Here is a 19,144-nt window from a genome sequence, read left to right on the forward strand (position 1 = left end):
TCTTGTAGCTTTGTAGGTCTTTTCTTCGGGGAGCTGAACATGCAAGGCAAGGCGCGCAAGGTCGTCCAGGCCATCCTTTACGAGGCTATCGCCGTGGCCTGCGTCGCGCCTGCGCTGGAGCTGGCATTCGGCGCCGGCATGGCCCAGTCGACCGTGCTGTCGATCCTCATGTCGGGCATCGCCATGAGCTGGAACATGGCCTACAACTGGGCGTTCGAGCGTTGGGAGGCACGCCAAAGTCAGCGTAGCCGCACCTTCCTGCGGCGCCTGCTGCATGCCCTGGGCTTCGAGGGTGGGCTGGTGCTGATCCTGCTGCCGCTGGTGGCCTACTGGCTGGATATCGGGCTGTGGGCGGCGCTGGTGACCAACCTGGCGCTGTTCGTGTTCTTCTTTGTCTATGCGTTCGTGTTCCAGTGGGGGTTCGACAAGGTCTTCGATGTGCCGGTGTCGGCGCAGGAAGGGGTCAAGGGGTGTTGATGGCGGGGATTGTGTAGTGGCGCAAAGGTGTTTGGCGACAGGATTGCAGCGCCTATGAGATCGAGCGCCGCCCGCGCGGCGCATCGCGACGCAAGGCCGCTCCCACATTTGTTTCGGGCCAGTCAATCCTGTGCCATCACCTGGTCCGCCTTGTCGGTCCGACGCAGATTCGGCGTGGGCACCACTGCCGCCCCGCACGACTTGAGACATGCACCAAGGCGGGCGCCGCCTCATTCACAGGAATAATTGGCCCGAAACAAATGTGGGAGCAACTGTCTTGCTCAATTTTTAGAATCTGGCGCGATCCCTGTGGGAGCGGGTTTACCCGCGAAGCAGGCGACGCGGTGCCTGGCACCGGCTATGCCGGTGTTCGCGGCTGAAGTGATCTGGTCAAGTAATTTTGGACACCGGTTAAGGTTCATGCCGCTGCCTTGAGCTTTTCCTCCATGGCTACTGGCGTTTCATAGCCGTTGTAGCTGTGGAGGCGCTTGAGGTTGTAGCGCATCAGATAAGCCTGGATATCCACTCGTGCCTGCGCTTCGGTCTCGTAACCCTCTGCCGGCACCCATTCTGATTTCAATGCTCCGAAGAATCGCTCCATGGCAGCGTTATCCCAGCATTGGCCTCGATGGCTCATGCTCTGGTTCAAGTTGTACTCATCGAGCGCGGCTCTGAATTTATGGCTGGTGTACTGACAGCCCTGGTCTGAATGAAACATTACGCCCGCCGGCCTACCCCGCGATTCAGCGGCCATGCGCAGGGCGTTACAAGCTAAGTTGGCATCTGCAATCATCGAGAATGCCCAACCCACTACGCGACGGGCATAGAGGTCAATCACGGCGGCTAGGTACAGCCAGCGCCTGCCAACCTGGATATAGGTCACATCGCCACACCAAACCTCATTGATCGCCGAAACCTTGAAATTGCGCTTCAGCTGATTCTCGGCGATCAACGCTTCTGCCCCTGATGACCGATAGCGGTGCGGCCTGCGCTGTTTGCACTTCAGGCCAGCTTCACGCATTAGCGCACGCACCTTGTATCGTCCTATTTCATGGCCTTCGTGCCGCAATTCCTGCGCCAGGGTTCGCGAGCCAGAAGCACTTCGCGATGCGTTGAAGTGCTTGATTACCAGCAGGCGTAGCGCATCTCTTGCCGGGTTTTCACGTCCTTGTCGTTTGCGCCACGCATAGAAACTGCTGCGCTTAACCCCAAGCACGCGGCAGCAGTCGACAACAGGGTATTGCTCACTCAGCTCGTTGATCAGCGAGAACGATCTTTGGAGTCCCGAAGCAGGAGAGCACTGGCCTTTTTTAGGATTTCGATATCCCGATCCTTTTGCCGAACCAGCGCTTCGAGTTCTTCAATTCGTTGCTGCTCGGGTGTAATCGCTTTGGCTCCAGCCGGAACCTTACCGGTTCTCTCTTCACGCACCTGGTCAACCCAGCGGCGAAGCGCGGTAGGGCCCAGCCCAAGGGCGGCACAGACCTCAGGAACTGACTGCCCACCGTCCAGCACCATTTCGGCAGCTTGGACTTTGTATTCTCTTGAATAAGATTTACGCACTGATTTTGCCTCCAATTGGGCGCCATCATAGCGCCCGATGAAGGTGTCCAAAATCATTAGGCCAGTTCAAAGCCGCTCCCACAGCGACCGCGCGGCCCTCAAGCCACGCGCCACGCCTGTGGGAGCAACTGTCTTGCTCAATTTTTAGAATCTGGCGCGATCCCTGTGGGAGCGGGTTTACCCGCGAAGCAGGCGACGCGGTGCCTGGCACCGGCTATGCCGGTGTTCGCGGCTGAAGCCGCTCCCACAGCGACCGCGCGGCCCTCAAGCCACGCGCCACGCCTGTGGGAGCAACTGTCTTGCTCAATTTTTAGAATCTGGCGCGATCCCTGTGGGAGCGGGTTTACCCGCGAAGCAGGCGACGCGGTGCCTGGCACCGGCTGCGCCGGTGTTCGCGGCTGAAGCCGCTCCCACAGCGATCGCGCAGCCCTCAAGCCACGCGCCACGCCTGTGGGAGCAACTGTCTTGCTCAATTTTTAGAATCTGGCGCGATCCCTGTGGGAGCGGGTTTACCCGCGAAGCAGGCGACGCGGTACCTGGCACCGGCTATGCCGGTGTTCGCGGGCAAGCCCGCTCCCACAGCGACCGTGCAGCCCTCAAGCCACGCGTCACGCCTGTGGGAGCAACTGTCTTGCTCAATTTTTAGAATCTGGCGCGATCCCTGTGGGAGCGGGTTTACCCGCGAAGCAGGCGACGCGGTGCCTGGCACCGGCTATGCCGGTGTTCGCGGCTGAAGCCGCTCCCACAGCGACCGCGCGGCCCTCAAGCCACGCGCCACGCCTGTGGGAGCAACTGTCTTGCTCAATTTTTAGAATCTGGCGCGATCCCTGTGGGGGCCTTGCGTCGCGATGCACCGCGCGGGCGGCGCTCGATCTCAAGAGCGCTGCAACTCTCCCGGCGAACACCCCGAAACACCCCACCATCCCCAATTCCCCCGATTTCCCCTTCACCCCCCACATCGCCATAATCCCCCTCCACCCTAGCCAGATCCGCACCAATGCCGCGCCCGATCATCCTGCCGCTCGCCGAGAACTACCGCCATGGCGAGCACATCGCCCCGCACTGCCATGACCGCGCCCAGCTGATCCACGCCATCAGCGGCGTGGTCACGGTCAGCGCCCGTGAAGGCAGCTGGGTGGTCCCCCCGGGGCGCGGGGTCTGGGTGCCGGCGGCGGTCGATCACGAACTGCGCATGGCCGGCGTGGTGCGCATGCGTACCTTGTTCGTCGACCCTGGCGCGCGCCCGGACCTTCCGCGCCAGTGCCAGGTGATCGAGATCTCACCGCTGCTGCGCGAACTGATCATCCGCGCCATGGACATCGCCCCCGACCATCCGGCCCAGGGGCGCGAGGCGCGGATCATGCAACTGATTCTCGACGAGCTGCGCGTGCTGCCGGTGTTCGCCCTGCATGTGCCCAGCCCGCACTCGACGCATCTGCAAGGCCTGTGCGAGGCCCTGCGCCAGGCACCGTCCGAGGACTGGAGCCTGGCCCGTGCCGCGGCCCACAGCGGCCTCAACCCGCGCACCCTGACCCGCGCCTTCCAGCGCGAGACCGGCCTGAGCCTGGTGCAGTGGTTGCGGCGCATGCGCCTGCTGGCCAGCCTTGATGCCTTGGCGGCCGGGCAGTCGGTGCTGGAGGTGGCGCTGGACCTGGGCTACGACAGCCCCAGCGCCTTCAGCGCCATGTTCCGTCGCACCCTCGGGGTGTCGCCGTCGGTCTACTTCGGCAGGGCCGCGGAGCGCTGGTAGGCCAGCCCCGGCGCCTCGTCCCAGCCGCCGCCCAGCGCGGTGAACAGGTTCACCTCGGCCAACAGCTGTGCCAGGCGGTCGCTGATCAGGCCCTGCTGGGCACTGAACAGCGAACGCTGGGCGTCGAGGAAGGTCAGGCTGCTGTCGATGCCGGTGCGGTAGCGGTTCTCGGCCAGGTCGTGGTAGCGCTGGCTGGCCTCCACCAAGGCGCGTTGGGCCTGCAACTGCTGCTGGTAGGTGCTGCGCGCCGCCAGGCCGTCGGCCACTTCCTGGAAGGCGGTCTGGATCGACTTCTCGTAGCGTGCCACCTGCATGTCCTTCTGCAACTTGGCGTAGTCGAGGCTGGCACGCAGGCTGCCGGCGTTGAACAGCGGCAGGTTGACCTGCGGCTGGAACAGCCAGGTGCCGCTGCCGGCATCGAACAGGTCGGCCAATTCGCGGCTGCTGCTGCCGGCGTTGGCGGTCAGGCTGATGCTCGGGAAGAACGCCGCCCGCGCCGCGCCGATATTGGCGTTGGCGGCCTGCAGCTGGTACTCGGCCTGGCGGATGTCCGGGCGCCGTTGCAGCAGGTCGGCGGGCAGGCCGGCGGGCACCCGGGCGATCTGCTCGTCGGCCAGCGGCAGCGCCGGCAGGCGTTCGTCGACCTGCGCGCCGACCAGGCGCTGCAACTGGTTGAGGTCCTGGGCGGCCAGGCGGGTGTAACGCGCCACGGCAGCACGGGTGCTGTCGACGCGGGTGGTGGCCTGGATCTGGTCGAGCGCCGACAGGGTGCCGGTGCGGCGCTGGCGCTGGGTCAGGCGCAGGCTCTTCTCGTCGGCCTGCAGGGTCTGGCGCGACAGGGCCAGCAGCTCCTGGTCGGCGCGCCAGGTCAGGTAGGCGCCGGCGACACTGCTGAGCAGGCTGAGCTCGGCGCCACGCCGGGCCTCGTCGGTGGCCAGGTAGTTGAGCAGGGCCTGGTCGCTGAGGCTGCGCAATCGACCGAACAGGTCCAGTTCATAGGCGCTGATGCCGACGGTGGCCGATTGCTGGGAACTGATCATGCCTTCGCCACCGGTGCGCCGCCGTGGCAGGTACTGGCGCGTGCCCTGGGCGTTGGCGGCGATCTTCGGCAGCAGTTCGGCGCGCTGGATGCGGTACTGGGCACGGTAGGCCTCGGCGTTGAGCACGGCCACGCGCAGGTCGCGGTTGTTGACCAGCGCGGTGTCGAGCAACTGGCGCAGCACCGGGTCGCGGAACACCCCGCGCCAGTCGCCGGCCACGTCCGTGGCGGGTGGCCCGCCCCGGTAGGCGACACCCGTGGGGTACTGCTCGGCGCTGGGCGAGAGTGGGCGCTGGTAGTCGGGGGCGAGGCTGCAACCGGTCAATACGAGGACAAGCAAGGGCAGGGTGATTCGCGGCATGACAGGGTCTCTGGGATCAGGTGCCGGCCATCCAGCGGGCCAGGCCATGGCGTCCGCTGACGCCGAGTTTGGCGGTGGCGCGTTTCAGGTAGGTCTCGATCGAGCTGTTCTTCACATTCAGGCGCTGGGCCATCTGTGGCACGGTGGCTCCGGTGAGCAGGCCGATGCACACTTCCTGTTCGCGGGTGGACAGGCGGATTGCCTCCTGCTCCAGGCGCTCGGTGAAGACCTGGCGCAGCGAGCCGGCCTCATCCGCCTGCAGGCTTCCCGGGCGGCGCTGGGCCGCCTGCAGGAACAGCTGGGCATGGTGCTCGACCAGAGGCAACAGGGTGTCGGACAGGCGCTTGAGCAGCGACAGTTCGGCCAGGGAGAACATCCGCTCGCTGCGCTGGCGATGACAGCAGATGACCCAGCGCCGGTCGCCGCTGCGCGACACCAGGTTGCACTGGTGCACGGGGGCGTTTATCTGGATCAGCAAGGGGTCTTCCATGCGCATGATGCTTTGCAGCAGGGGATGGCGCAGCTGCGCCTGCGCGGGCGTCGCCTCGGGCAGGCCGGCGCTGCCCAGCACCTTGACCTGGCGGATGCTGGCCTGGTCGCTGTCGAGGGTCCATTCGCTGAGGTCGAGTCGATGGATCGGTACCTGGTCGTCGATCAGCTGGAACATCTGTTCGGCGAAGGTGGCATCGCCGGTGCTGGCAACCAGTGCGCCCAACTGCAGGTACAGGTGCGGGTCGTGGCGGTGTTCGAGGCTGTCGATCAGCTTCATGTCGTTGTCTTCCTTGATCCGGTAACGCGGTGGGTCTCGCGGTCGAGTCCTCTCTGTGCTGGGGCTTGGCGCTATTGAATAGCAGGCTCCGAGCCTGCGTCTGTAGCGGAAAGCGGGGACAGGAAATGCCAAATTATCCGACAAGAAAAGTCGGTATTTCCCCGGGCTCATGCAGCTTGAATCGATGGATTGTCGGACAATTGGCGCCAGAAACCGACCAGATCGCCGGCGATTGCCCCGCCGGCTGACAGGGGTAGGCAGGTACCGGCTGCCGACTATCGTCAATTTCCTACAAAAGATTCAGCAGGCTCAGGCGGAGCGAAAAGGTATTGGCCAGTGTCCGGGTTTGGGGGGCCATACAGGGCGCGGGGTGGGTGCTTGAATCCGCGGACGATCCCGTTTCAAGGAAGACCCGCCCATGTCCGTCGCCGATAGCTTCCCCCTGACCTGCGCCCAGCGCGACATCTGGCTGGACCAGATCAGCCATGGCGACTCGCCGCTTTACAACGTCGGCGGCTATCTCGAATTCGACGGCGCCGTGGACAGTGGCCTGCTGCGGCGCGCGCTGGCGCATCTGGTCGCGCTTCACGACGGGTTGCGCACGGTGCTGGTGCGCAAGGCGGGGGACGATGGCGTGGCCCGCCAGCGCTTTGTGGCCGGTTTGCAGGTGCCGCTGGACGAGCACGACCTGCGCGGGCAGGCTGAGCCGTTCGCCGCTGCACAGCGTCTGGCCAAGACCTTGCTGCAACAGCCCTTCGCCCTTGAAACCGGACCGTTGCTGCGCATGGCATTGCTGCATGTGGGCGGCGCGCGCAGCCTGCTGATGTTGCAGGCCCATCACCTGATCCTCGACGGCTGGGGCCTGGAGCAGTTGCTCCACCAGCTGGGCCAGTACTACGGTCTGCTCGAGCAGGGCCTGGCACTGCCGGACACCGCCCCGTCCTACCGGACGTTCATCGAGGATGACCTGGCCTACCAGGGATCGGCCCGCCAGCAGCGCGATCTTGCCTATTGGCAATGCCGTTACCCGCAACTGCCCGATGCGCTGCTGCGCCCCAGGGAACAGGGCCTGCCGCCAGGTGCCACGCCCAGCCATGCGCTGGACCGCAGTTTCGACGGCGACCTGCTGGCGCGCATGCGGCAACTGGCCGACGAACTGCAGGGATCGGTCGCCCATGTGCTGCTGGCGGCCTTGCACGTGTGCTGTGCCCGGGCCTGGCAGCGGGACGACTGGGTGGTCGGCCTGCCGGTGCGCAACCGTGGCAATGCGCGGGCCAAGGCGACACTGGGCATGTTCGTCCAGGTCAATGCCTTGCGCATGGACTTCGGCCGGAGTTTGAGCTTCGCTGAGCTGGTGCGCGGTATCGGCGATGCCCTGCGGCGCGACCTGCGCCACCAGCGCCTGCCGCTCAGCGACCTTAACCGGGCGCTGGGGCTGTCCCGGGAGGCCCGGGGGCAATTGTTCGAGATCACCGTGTCCTACGAGGAAGAGGGCCACGACCTGCGCTTTGGCAGCCTCGGCGCCCACAGCGTGAAGGTATGCAACGATCACGAGCCGACGCCGCTGTCGATCTACCTGCGCAGCAACCCGCACAATGGCAAGGCCTGGCTGCACCTGGTGTACAACCAGGCCTGGCTGGCCCCCGAAGAGGTCGAGGTGTTCACTGCGCGCCTGCTGCATGTGCTGGCCCAGGGGCTGGAGCGGCCGCAGGCGGCCATCGACGACTACGACCTGCTGTTGCCCGACGAGCACCAGCGCCTGCGGCTGTGGAATGCCACGGCCAGCGCCGCCCAAGGCCCGGCCCTGATCCATCGGCGCATCGAGGCCCAGGCCGCGCTGCGCGCCGAGGCGACGGCCGCCGTGCACGAGGGGCGCCACCTGAGTTATGCCGAGCTGAACAACCGCGCCAATCAGCTGGCCACGCAACTGCAGGCCTTGGGCGTGGCGCCGGAGCAGCGGGTGGCGGTGGTCGCTCGCCGAGGCCTGGACACTCTGGTTGGCCTGTTGGCGGTGCTCAAGGCTGGCGCGGCCTATGTGCCGATCGATCCGGCGCACCCGGGCGAGCGTCTGCGCTACCTGCTCGACGATTGCGCACCAAAGGTGGTGCTGACCCAGTCCGTCCTGCGCGAGCGCTTGCCGGCCATCGATGTGCCGGTGATCGAGCTGGACCGCTTGCCATTGCCCACGGCAGTGCTTGATGACCTCGAGGTGCCTGGGCTATCGGGCGAAAGCCTGGTCTATGTGATCTACACCTCCGGCTCCACCGGCCAGCCCAAGGGGGTGATGATCGAGCAGCGCATGCTCGCCAACCTGGTCGACTGGCACTGCGCCGCCTTCGACCTGCAGCCTGGCAGCGCCACCTCCAGCCTGGCCGGCTTTGGCTTCGATGCCATGGCCTGGGAGATCTGGCCGACCCTGTGCGCCGGCGCCACCCTGCACCTGGCGCCGGTGGGCGAGAGCGGCGAGGACATCGACGCGCTGCTGCGCTGGTGGCGCGCCCAGCCGCTGCAGGTCAGCTTCCTGCCCACGCCGGTGGCAGAGCACGCCTTCGCCCAGGGCGAGGCGCATCCTACCCTGCGCACCTTGCTGGTCGGCGGTGATCGCCTGCGTCGCCTGGCCCGGGAGCAAGGCTGGCGGATCATCAACAACTACGGGCCGACCGAGGCCACGGTGGTGGCCAGCGCGGGCGAGGTGCGCCCGGGCCAGGTGCTGCACATCGGCGCGCCGGTGGCCAATACCCGCCTGCATGTGCTCGATGCCCAGGGCCGGCAACTGCCGATAGGCGCCGTCGGTGAGTTGTACATCGGCGGTGCGGGTGTCGCCCGCGGCTACCTGAATCGGCCCGACCTGACAGCCGAGCGCTTCCTCGACGACCCGTTCACCCCGCAGCACGGCGCCCGGATGTACCGCACAGGGGACCTGGTGCGCTGGTTGCCCGACGGTACCCTGGAGTACCTGGGGCGCGGCGACGACCAGGTGAAGATCCGCGGCGTGCGGGTCGAGCTGGGCGAGATCGAGAGCGCGCTGGCCAGCCACCCGGCCGTGCGCGAGGCGCTGGTACTGCTGCGCGACGGCCAGCTGGTGGCCTGGTACCTCGGCGAACACGCATCGACCCCGTTGCAGTTGCACGAGCACCTGCGCAGGCGCCTGCCGGCCGCGTTGCTGCCGAGCGCCTTTGTGGCGATGACGGCCTGGCCGTTGACCGCCAATGGCAAGCTCGACCGCCGCGCCTTGCCGGTGCCGGGCAACGAGGCCACGGTACGGCGCGCCCACGAGCCGCCCCGGGGCGAGCTTGAGCAGCGCCTGGCCGCGCTGTGGGGCGAGTTGCTGGAGGTGGAGCAGGTTGGGCGGCACGATCACTTCTTCGAGCTGGGCGGCCATTCGCTGCTGGCGGTGCGCCTGATCGAGCGCATGCGTCAGGCGGGGCTGCAAGTAGATGCACAGGTCCTGTTCGGTCAGCCGACCTTGGCGAGCCTGGCCGCATCGCTCGGCAGTACCCCTGCGCAGTCGGTACCGGCCAACCACGTGGCCCCGGGTAGCCAGCGGATCACCCCCGAGATGCTGGCCCTGACCCGCCTCGATCAGGCCAGCATCGACCGCATCGTCGGCATGGTTCCGGGTGGCGCGGCCAATGTGCAGGAGATCTACCCGCTGGCACCGCTGCAGGAAGGCCTGCTGTATCACCACCTCACCGAAGACCGTGACCCGTACCAGCAACAGGCGCTGTTCGCCTTCGCCAGCCAGGCTGCGCTGGAGGCGTTCAACCGCGCCTTGGCCGGGGTCATCGAGCGTCACGACATCCTGCGTACCAGCCTGGCCTGGGAAGGCCTGGCGCAGCCGCAGCAAGTGGTGTGGCGCCAGGCCTGGTTGCCGCTGAGGGTGCTTGCGCCCGGTTCGGGCGACGCGGCCACCCGGCTGCGCGAAGAGGCCCTGCGGCTGGACCTGCGCCAGGCGCCGATGATGGCCCTGGCCTGCGTCGAGGACAGCGCGCGGCAGCGCTGGCTGGGGCTGCTGCACTTCCACCACCTGGTCAACGACGCGGTCTCGGTGCAGGTGCTGCTGGCCGAGCTGGCGACGCTGATGGCGGGCGAGGGACACACGCTGCCAGCGCCCGTGCCGTATCGCAACTACGTCGCCCTGAGCCGCGACGAGGCCAGGCAGGCGGGGCATGAAGCCTTCCTGCGCGAAGCCCTGGCCGGGGTGGAAGCGCCCCCTAGGCTGGCCGGCATGGGCGAGGAGGGCCAGGCCACCGTCGAAACCTGCGCCCTGACCGTTCCTGAGGGCTTGGCCACGACCTTGCGCCAGCGCGTGCGTCAGCACGACGTCGGCCTGGGCAGCCTGATGCACCTGGCCTGGGCCCAGGTGCTGGGAGCCTTGGGCGGTCGCGACGAGGTGCTATTTGGCACCGTGCTGCTGGGTCGGGTGATGGCGGGCGAGGGTGCCGAGCGGGCGCTGGGCATGTTCATCAACAGCCTGCCGCTGCGGGTGTCGCTGGCCGGTCGTGATGTGGGCCAGGCGCTGGCCGGAATCCACGGCCAGCTGGCGGCACTGCTCGGGCACGAGGATGCGCCGTTGGTGCTGGCCCAGCGCTGCAGCGGCTTGCCTGCCGGGGTGGCGTTGTTCGACAGCCTGCTCAATTATCGGCATGGCGCCGCGCACGACAGCGTGGCGCTGCCTGGCGTGACGTTGCTCGATGCCAGCGAGGTGCACAGCCACGCCCTGGTGCTGACCGTGGACGAGCAGGGCGACAGCCTGCGGCTGAGTGTGCGGGCGCCTCGCGAGCTGGGCGCCGAACGGGTGCTCGGGCATGTTTGCTGCGCCCTGCAGGCGCTGGCCAATGCCCTGGTCAGCGAGCCGCCAGTGGCGCTCCAATCGCTTTCGACCTTGCCGGAGACGGAGCGCGTCTATCTGCTGGAGACCCTCAATGCCACCGAGGTGGCGCTGGATCCCGCCTATCCGCACCTGCCGGCGTTGTTCGCCGCCCAGGTGCGACGCACGCCGGATGCCGTGGCGCTGCAGAGCGAAGAGACACAGCTCACCTACCGCGAGCTCGATGCCCTGGCCAACCGGCTGGCCCATCACCTGATCGGCCTGGGCGTGCGGCCCGACAGCCGGGTCGCCGTGTGCCTGGAGCGCGGCGCCTCGCTGATTGTTGGCTTGCTCGGCGTGCTCAAGGCCGGTGGCGCCTATGTGCCGCTGGACCCCGGCTACCCCGACGAACGCCTGCACTACATGCTTGCCGACAGCGCGCCCCTGGCACTGCTGGTGCACGGAGCCACCCGCGGCCTGTTCGAGGGCCTGTCGACACCGCTGGTGGACCTGGATCACGGTGACTGGCAGGGGCATGGCGACCCTGCGCCCGAACTGCCGGAACTGGGCGGCGGGCACCTGGCCTATGTCATGTACACCTCGGGCTCCACCGGTACGCCGAAAGGGGTGATGGTCGAGCATCGCGGGTTGTGCAACCTGATGCGCTGGGGCAGCGAGCTGTGCCCGCCACAGGCCGACGACGCGCTGCTGCAACGGGCGCCGTTCAGCTTCGACGGCTCGGTGTGGGAGTTGTTCTGGCCGCTGTGCGCCGGCTTGCGCCTGGTGCTGGCGCGCCCCGACGGGCACCGCGATCCGGCCTATCTGGTGCAGCTGATCCAGACGCGCCGGGTGACTACCGTCAAGTTTGTCCCGGCCCTGCTGCAGGCGTTTCTCGACACCCCGGGCGTCGAGCGTTGCAGCAGCCTGCGCGATGTCTTCTGTGGCGGCGGCGAGCTGACCCTGGCGCTGGCGCAACAGGTGCGCCAGGCCTTGCCCCAGGTGCGCCTGCACAATGTCTATGGCCCCACCGAGGCCACCGTGGACAGCACCGCCTGGACCCTGGAGCCGCGCCAGCCGTTGCCCACCGTCGCCCCGCCGATCGGGCGGGCGATCGGCAATACCCGCCTGTACGTGCTCGACGCCCATGACCGTCCGGTGCCCGTGGGTTGTGCTGGCGAACTGCATATCGGCGGCATCGGCGTGGCCCGCGGCTATCTGGGCTTGCCGACGTTGCAGTTCGAGCGCTTCATCGCCAGCCCGTTCGTGGCCGGCGACCGCCTGTACCGTACCGGCGACCTGGTGCGTTATCGCGCCGATGGCGAGCTGGAGTTCATCGGGCGCAATGACTTCCAGGTCAAGCTCAACGGCCTGCGTATCGAGCCGGGCGAAATCGAGGCGCTGCTGGCCGCCCACCCGGTCTTAAGCCAGGCCGTGGTACTGGTGCGCGAGGAGCGGCTGGTGGCCTATGCCAGCTGTCGCGACGGCCATGCCGCGCCGACGCTGGAAGCGCTGCGTGCGTACCTGTCGGCGCGCCTGCCGGCCTATATGGTGCCTTCGGCCTATGTGCTCCTGGCCGAGCTGCCGCTGAGCCCCAACGGCAAGGTCGATCGCCGCGCCTTGCCGGCGCCGGGCGCGGAGGCGGTGATCAGCCGGGCCTATGAGGCGCCCCGCGACGAGCTGGAGCATGCGCTGGCGCAGATCTGGACGGAGGTGCTGAAGATCGAGCAGGTCGGCCGTGACGACAACTTCTTCGAGCTCGGCGGACACTCACTGCTGGCGGTCAGCCTGGTGGCGCGCATGCGCCAGGCGGGGTTGCATGCCGATGCGCGCCTGTTGTTCAGCCAGCCGACCCTGGCGGGCCTGGCGGCCAACACCCGGCGTGAGCAGGAACAGGTGGCGATTGCGCAGACCACCATTCCGGCGCTGAAGGGCAGGCGGCGGATCTGATGAGTCACGTTGACCTGGCGAGGGGGCGTGGGAGCGGGCTTGCCCCGCGAGGCGCTGCATGGCACCGGCTTGGCCGGTGATCGCGGGGCTAGAACGCCCCCACGTTGCTAGAACGCCAGATTATTTCGGCGAAATGCGATAGACGCAGCGCCGATCCCCCGAGATCAGGTGCTCGCAACGTTCCACCAGCCCCTGCTCGCCGATCGCCGCCTGGAACACCTGCAGCTCGCTGCGGCAGAACCCCTGGCAGCGGGTGGCGGCGATGCAGATCGGGCAGTGGTTTTCGACGATCAGCCAGTCATTGCCGTCGGCCTGCATCTCGGCCATGTAGCCGGCGCGCTCGCGCAACTGCACGAGGATGCGCACCTTGTCTTCCAGGCTCTGGCCATCGGCGCAGGCCTGCTGGTACTCACGGCTGTTGCTGTCTTCCATGCGGCTGATCAGGCGGTCGACCCCGTCGCTGCCGAAGACCTGCTCGACGCTCTCGATCAGTTGCAGGGTCAGCACGCTGTGGGAATCGGGGAAGCGGCGCTGGGCCGTGGCGGTCAGCGCCCATTTTTGCGAAGGGCGCCCGGCGCCCTTGGCCGGCACGCTGATGCCGCTGATCAGGTCGGACGCCTGCAGTTTCTGCACCTGCTGGCGGGTGGCTTCGAAGGTGATGGCGAGCAGCTGGGCCAGGTCGGCGGTCTTGAGCGGCCCGCGGGTCTTGAGCAGGAACAGGATGCGGTCGGCGGTGCAGTTGGTATCAACGGTGGTCGAGGTCATGGAGCGCTGGAAACCGGGCGTGAATGAACGGATCGGGCACTCTCCTGGGCCATCCTTTGCGCAGGCAAGTGGGCGAAGGATAGCCCGGATTCGCGGTGAATTGTGCAAGATGAACGATTATCGATAAGAAAATTTATATGCGATAAAAATATAAAAGGTATTAGTTGTATTTATTGGGTCTGCGTCTAGGCTCAATTGCGGAGCCTGTGCTTGCCGGTCCCAGGGAGGGGTGCGTGCAAGTCAATCGACACCTTGCTGGTAGATGCCGGGCATGGGCTCACCCACAATAACTCGACAGGGATGTGAGTGCATGAATGCCCAGAAACCCGTGACCATCTACGAACACGCCGACGAACTGAACAGTCTGCAAGGCGTGGTCGACCTGGTGAAGCTCTCCGACCAGTACCGCCAGTCCGCCATCCTGCATTCGGCGCTGGCCCAGCGTGTGTTCGACCACACCCGCCAGCCGGTCAGCGCCCAGGCCCTGAGCGATGCGCTGGGTTGGGTGCCGAACAAGGGCCGCATCTTCCTCAACGCGCTGGTAGCCATGGGCCTGCTGAAACGCACTGCCCAAGGTTTCGAGAACCTGCCGCTGAGCCAGCGTTTCCTGGTCAGCGACAGCGCCGAGTTCATCGGCCCGATCATCGATCATCAGCGTCTGCAGTGGCATAACTGGCCGCGCCTGGACGAAGTGCTGCGCAGCCGCACCTCGCTGGATTTCCAGCAGGAAAACCGTTTCAAGCACGACCTGGCGGCTCGCGATGCCTTCAACGATGCCATGGTCCGCTTCAGCCAGCCCATGGTCGACGTGCTGCGTGACCTGCCGCTGTTCGACAAGGCCCGGCGGGTGATCGACCTGGCCGGTGGCCACGGTACCTACCTGGCCGAGATCGCCAGCCGAAATCCGCAGGTCAAGGGTGAGGTCTGGGACCTGGAGCCGACCCGCGAGGCGGCTGCGGCCACCTTCGCCAAGTACCGTCTCGACGACCGCCTGGGCTTCCATGCCCGCAACCTGCTGGACCTGGCGCAGTACCAGGGCGAGCGGGCAGACGTGGTGATGCTCAACGACTGCCTGCACTATTTCACCCGCGAGCAGGTGCGCACCCTGATCGCCGGCGCCGCCGGCATGGTCGAGGGTGACGGCGCGCTGCTGGTGCTGAGCATGGCCCTGGAGGATGACGAGATCCATCCGGCGCTGTCGGCCGACTTCTCCCTGCACATGATGCTCAACACGGTCAACGGCGAGCTGCACTCGACCCGCTACCTGATCGACAGCATGGCGAAGGCGGGGCTCACCGTGGAGCAGGAGCCGATCGGCCGCTACACCCTGCTGATCGGACGGAGGGCTGTCTGATGCTGCGCTTGTTGGCATTGCATGCCGCGCCGCTCGGCGACGCGGCGGCCCAGGCCCTGGACAGCCTGGGCAGCGCAGCGGCGGCGGCGGGTTTCAGCCTGCAGGTCAGCCAGAAGCCGGCCGGCCAGGGACCGGTGGACGCGGTCTGCCTGCTGCTCGACAGCGCCACGCCGCCGGCGGCGTTGAACGCGCTGCTCAACGAGGCCAGCGGACTGTGCCGCAACACCGCGCTGGTGCTGGTCCGCGTGCAGGGCGCACTGGCGCAGTTGCCGCCTGCCAGCGGCGTGATCGCCCAGTGGCAGCAGGCGAGCCAGGGCTTCCTCTATCCCTACTCGCTGGATATCGGTGCCGGGCAGGCGCCGGAGCTGGCGATCAAGGACTGGCTGGCGGGCTTCGCCAAGTTCGCAGCCGCGACCAAGCTGTGGCGCTCGCTCGACGGCCTGGGGCTGGACGACGCGGCGCGGGCCGCGCAGCGTCCCGAGATGAACCACGTCAATATCCTCACCCGCGACCTGGAAGCCTCCAAGGCGTTCTACAGCGACATCCTCGGCGCCAACTACTGCTACAACCTGGGGCCGCGCAAGGCCGTGATGGAGCTCAACGGCTTCGACTTCTTCATCGAGCAGAGCGAGTCGTTCAGTTACCCGACCGGCTATCACATCGGTGTGCGGGCGCTGCCCGAGGACGTTCGGCGCATCGCCGAGCAGGTCAGCGCCGCCGGCACCATCAAGCTGGTCAAGGGCAACGGCCCGGCGCCGGGCTACCACCATGGGCCGGACAACGTGCGCAGCGCCGTCTACTTCGAGGACCCGGATGGTCTGGTGATCGAAGTCTACAGCGCTGAAGTGGAGATGATCGAAAGCAACCCACGGTTGCTCCTCGACCGCCTCTGATCCCACGTCGTCACAGGCCTGCCATCGGGCAGGCCTGTGCCCAGGCAGGTATTTGCATGAACAGCTACAAACAGTGGCATTGGCCACGGCTGCCCAGCCCGTTGCCCAAGGATGTCAGCGACCGGGCATTGATGGGTTACCCGCAGCATTACCAGGAGCACCCATTGCAGACGCAGGTCGCCACGGCGCTCGACGATCTGCTCCAGGCGCCGCTGGACGGCCTGCTAACGCTGCTCGAGCAGCCGCGCCAGCCGTTGGCCCGGCGCATTGCCGCCGGCGAGGTGCTGGCATTGCGTGGCGACCCGCGCATCGACACCTTCGCCCCGCAGATGATCGACATTCCCGCCGCGCGGGTGCACATCGGCCTCGATCCGCGCGCGGTCGAGCAGGTGATGGACCAGTTCGACGGGCTCGGCCTGGACCGCAGCTGGATCGACAAGGAGACCCCGCGCCACGCCGTGGAGCTGGCGGCATTTCGTATCGCCCGCTTTCCGGTGACGCACCAGGAGTACCGCCAGTTCCTGCTCGACAGCGGGCATGCCGGCATCCCTGACGGCTGGGCGTTCGGCCGCTACCCGCGGCATCACGCCAACCATCCGGTGTACAGCGTCTCGGCCAGTGACGCCGACGCCTACGCCCGGTGGCTCAGCGAACGCACCGGCCGGCGTTTCGCCCTGCCCAGCGAGGCGCAATGGGAGTACGCCGCCGCCGGCCCTGAAGGCCGCCAGTTCCCCTGGGGCGACGCCTACCAGGTCGAGCAGGCCAACACCGCCGAGCTGGGCTACCTGGACAGCACGCCGGTCGGCGTGTTCATCGACGCCGCCTCGCCCTTCGGCGTGTTGGACATGGCCGGCAATGTCGAGGAGTACGTGGCCGAGGACTACCGGCCATACCCCGGCGGACCGCAGATCGAGGACGACCTGGTGCTCGATGTCGGCACCCACCGCGTGGCCCGCGGTGGCAGCTTCACCCGTTTCCGCGACCTGGCGCGCACCGCGCGCCGCCACGGGCGTTACCCGCGACCGATCTACGTCATGGGTTTTCGCCTGGTTGAAAACCACAACTGAGCTGTTCCGTCTTCCGTGCAAGAGGTCTGATTCCATGAACAAGGATGTTTCGCTTCACACCATCGTGCCGATTTCCATTCTCGGCGGCGACGTCGACGCCCATTTCTTCGGCTTCCACGGCTTCGAGCGTGACCAGGAGCACTTCGCCGTCGGCATCGGCCGCGAGCAGTGCGACGTGCCGCTGGTGCGGGTGCACTCCGAGTGCATCACCGGCGATGTGTTCGGCTCGCAGCGCTGCGATTGCGGCCCGCAGCTGCAGGAGGCGCTGCGCACCCTCAAGGAGGTGGGCGGCTACCTGATCTACCTGCGCCAGGAAGGGCGCGGCATTGGCCTGTACTCCAAGTTCGAGGCCTACCTGCTGCAGGACAAGGGCCTGGATACCTACGAGGCCAACCTGCGTCTGAACCACCTGGCCGACTCGCGCTCGTTCGACCCGGCCGTGCAGATCCTCCGCGCCCTGGGCGTTGACCAGTGCCGGTTGCTGACCAACAACCCGGAGAAGGTCGCCCAGTTGCGCGCCGGTGGCATCGATGTGATCGAGCAGGTGCCCACCGGGGTGTTCCTGACCAATCACAACCGCAACTACCTGCAGGCGAAGGCGGTCAAGTCCAGCCATTCGATCAAGCTCTGACTCCAGCGAAAAAGGATCTTTCGATGAAACACATTGGCCCTATCAGCGGTATCGCCGCCCATGCCGCGCGCTTCGTCGCCACCGCCGGCTACGACAACCAGGTAATCCTGTGGAACGCCGCCACCGGCGAGCCGATCCACCGCGTGCACCACGACCACCTGGCCAACCAGTGCGCGTTCAGCAGTGACGGCAAGCACCTGGTCAGCGCCAGCAGCGACTACACCGCGCGCATCTGGGAAGTGCCGAGCATGCGCCTGAAAGCCGTGCTGCAGGGGCACAACGACGACGTCGAGATGGCGGTGTTCTCGCCCGACAGCCAGCGCGTGGCCACCTGCTCGCGTGACCACGTGCTGCGCATCTTCGACCTCGACGGCGTGCAGCTGCAGGCGTTCCATGGCCACCAGGCCGACGTCATCTCGGTGGTCTGGTCGCCGGACGGCCAGCGCCTGATCTCCAGCAGCGACGACGGTACCGTGCGCCAGTGGGACACCCGCACCGGCCAGCAATGCGACGAGGTGGACATCGGCGGCGTGGAAACCGACACCATTGCTATCACCCGCGAAGGCGTGGTGTTCGCCGGGGACGACGAGGGGCGTATCTCGATCATCGCCCAGGGCCAGGTGCAGACCGTGCCGGCCCACGCCGCCGGGATCAAGCGCATCGTCTGGAACGACGACAAGCGCCTGCTGGTGAGCCTGAGCTACGACCGCTCGGCGATCCTCTGGACCTTCGACGCCGGGCGTAACCTGGTCAAGCGCCGCAGCACCGCGCTGCCGAGCATCGTCTGGCCGCGCAGCTGCGCCTTCGTCGGTGACGAACAGCTGGTGTTCGCCACCTTCGGTTCGCGCTACGCCACCTGGAACTACGAGCAGGACCAATGGCAGGTGTCGGGCATCGAGCCGGCGGTGAGCATCAACGCCGTGGTGCGCAGCGACGAGCGCCAGTACAGCATCGGCGACGCCGGCATCCTGCACCGTGACGACCAGCCGGTGACCAGTGTCGGCAGCCTGTGCAACTTCCTCCTGCCGTTCGGCCCGCTGCTGCTGACCGGCGGCCAGATGGGCCAGGTGTTCGACGGCCTGTCCGGGCGCATGCTGTACCAGCACCGTTCGCCGCTCAACTGCGGCGCAACTTTCGTCAGGAACGGCGAGGACCTGGCGCTGATCGGCACCTACACCGGCGAAGGCCTGGTGTTCGGCCATGACGGCCAGGGCGGACTGCGCCTGGTGGCGTCGATCCCCATGCACGACAACGCGATCAAGGGCGTGGCCGCCGACGAGCGCCACCTGTTCAGCGTCTGCGCCTCGGCCGATGCCGCGCTGCACAGCATCGAGGATTTCAGCAGCGTGCGGCATATCGAGGGGGCGCACACGCGTATTTCCAATGGCTGCTGCCCGATCACCGGCGGCTTCGCCAGCATCGGTCGCGACCTCAAGCTGCGCCTGTGGCTGGAGACCGGCGACGAGGTGTTCGACTCGCCGCACCAGCACTCGATCAAGTGCATCGCCGCCTCCGGCGATGGCCGGGTGATCGCCACCGCGGCCTACAACGGTACCGTGGCGCTGTTCGACCTGGCCTCGCGGCGCTGGCTGCCCATGCAGCGGCCGACCGCCAGCGGCATTTCCTGCCTGACCCACGACGCCGTCAGCGACGCCTTCCTGGCCAGCTCCTATGACGGGCGCATCTACGGTATCGACGCCCGCCTGGCGTCCTGAAGG

General features: G+C 67.0%; 13 protein-coding genes. 8 read left to right on the plus strand and 5 right to left on the minus strand.

The features are described 5' to 3' along the window. Nucleotides 1-39: 39 nt before the first annotated feature. The gene (locus AC0MAZ_RS14320; protein WP_203647106.1) at nucleotides 40-477 is read left to right on the plus strand and encodes a PACE efflux transporter; all 438 of its coding nucleotides are present in this window, start codon (nucleotides 40-42) and stop codon (nucleotides 475-477) included. 418 nt (nucleotides 478-895) lie between these two features. Here the strand turns inward: AC0MAZ_RS14320 and AC0MAZ_RS14325 are convergent, their stop codons facing one another. Then, on the minus strand, nucleotides 896-1,741 hold the full coding sequence (locus AC0MAZ_RS14325; protein WP_324256565.1) for an IS3 family transposase: 846 nt from the start codon (nucleotides 1,739-1,741) through the stop codon (nucleotides 896-898). After that, nucleotides 1,738-2,097 (minus strand): transposase, encoded by a 360-nt coding sequence (locus AC0MAZ_RS14330; protein ID WP_475858264.1) that lies wholly within the window; start codon nucleotides 2,095-2,097, stop codon nucleotides 1,738-1,740. Before AC0MAZ_RS14330 ends, AC0MAZ_RS14325 begins: the two co-directional genes overlap by 4 nt. Nucleotides 2,098-3,037: 940 nt before the next feature. On the opposite strand from AC0MAZ_RS14330, the gene AC0MAZ_RS14335 reads away from it, so the two are divergent. Then, entirely contained in the window at nucleotides 3,038-3,790 is a 753-nt protein-coding gene (locus tag AC0MAZ_RS14335) for an AraC family transcriptional regulator (protein WP_232856472.1), read from the plus strand. Here AC0MAZ_RS14335 and AC0MAZ_RS14340 read toward each other — a convergent pair. Together AC0MAZ_RS14340 and AC0MAZ_RS14345 are read right to left on the minus strand one after the other, a co-directional pair. After that, nucleotides 3,760-5,190 carry an efflux transporter outer membrane subunit gene (locus AC0MAZ_RS14340; protein WP_475858265.1) on the minus strand — a complete coding sequence of 477 codons (1,431 nt, stop codon included), beginning with the start codon at nucleotides 5,188-5,190 and terminating at the stop codon, nucleotides 3,760-3,762. The two genes, AC0MAZ_RS14335 and AC0MAZ_RS14340, sit on opposite strands and share 31 nt — an antisense overlap. Nucleotides 5,191-5,206: 16 nt before the next feature. After that, entirely contained in the window at nucleotides 5,207-5,959 is a 753-nt protein-coding gene (locus tag AC0MAZ_RS14345; RefSeq protein WP_232856474.1) for a helix-turn-helix transcriptional regulator, read from the minus strand. Nucleotides 5,960-6,377: 418 nt separating this feature from the next. Between AC0MAZ_RS14345 and AC0MAZ_RS14350 the strand changes: the two genes are divergently transcribed. After that, the gene (locus tag AC0MAZ_RS14350; protein WP_475858267.1) at nucleotides 6,378-12,716 is read left to right on the plus strand and encodes an amino acid adenylation domain-containing protein; all 6,339 of its coding nucleotides are present in this window, start codon (nucleotides 6,378-6,380) and stop codon (nucleotides 12,714-12,716) included. A 120-nt stretch (nucleotides 12,717-12,836) separates the two neighbouring features. Here AC0MAZ_RS14350 and AC0MAZ_RS14355 read toward each other — a convergent pair whose 3' ends face one another. Further along, a complete protein-coding gene (locus AC0MAZ_RS14355; RefSeq protein ID WP_203647100.1) occupies nucleotides 12,837-13,481 on the minus strand; it encodes a helix-turn-helix transcriptional regulator in 645 nt (214 codons plus the stop codon). Nucleotides 13,482-13,791: 310 nt separating this feature from the next. Here AC0MAZ_RS14355 and AC0MAZ_RS14360 point away from each other — a divergent pair, with 310 nt between their 5' ends. The 5 genes from AC0MAZ_RS14360 to AC0MAZ_RS14380 are packed head-to-tail and all read left to right on the plus strand — an operon-like array spanning nucleotide 13,792 to nucleotide 19,141. After that, entirely contained in the window at nucleotides 13,792-14,835 is a 1,044-nt protein-coding gene (locus AC0MAZ_RS14360) for a methyltransferase (protein WP_203647098.1), read from the plus strand. Further along, on the plus strand, nucleotides 14,835-15,728 hold the full coding sequence (locus tag AC0MAZ_RS14365) for a VOC family protein (protein ID WP_475858269.1): 894 nt from the start codon (nucleotides 14,835-14,837) through the stop codon (nucleotides 15,726-15,728). Before AC0MAZ_RS14360 ends, AC0MAZ_RS14365 begins: the two co-directional genes overlap by 1 nt. Before the next feature lie 56 nt (nucleotides 15,729-15,784). Further along, nucleotides 15,785-16,795, plus strand: a complete 1,011-nt coding sequence (locus AC0MAZ_RS14370) for a formylglycine-generating enzyme family protein (protein ID WP_203647092.1) — start codon at nucleotides 15,785-15,787, stop codon at nucleotides 16,793-16,795. Nucleotides 16,796-16,829: 34 nt separating this feature from the next. Beyond that, entirely contained in the window at nucleotides 16,830-17,426 is a 597-nt protein-coding gene (ribA, locus tag AC0MAZ_RS14375; RefSeq protein WP_028691687.1) for a GTP cyclohydrolase II RibA, read from the plus strand. 23 nt (nucleotides 17,427-17,449) lie between these two features. Next, nucleotides 17,450-19,141 carry a WD40 repeat domain-containing protein gene (locus AC0MAZ_RS14380; protein WP_203647087.1) on the plus strand — a complete coding sequence of 564 codons (1,692 nt, stop codon included), beginning with the start codon at nucleotides 17,450-17,452 and terminating at the stop codon, nucleotides 19,139-19,141. Nucleotides 19,142-19,144: the final 3 nt, after the last annotated feature.

The organism is Pseudomonas sp. A (assembly GCF_056270345.1).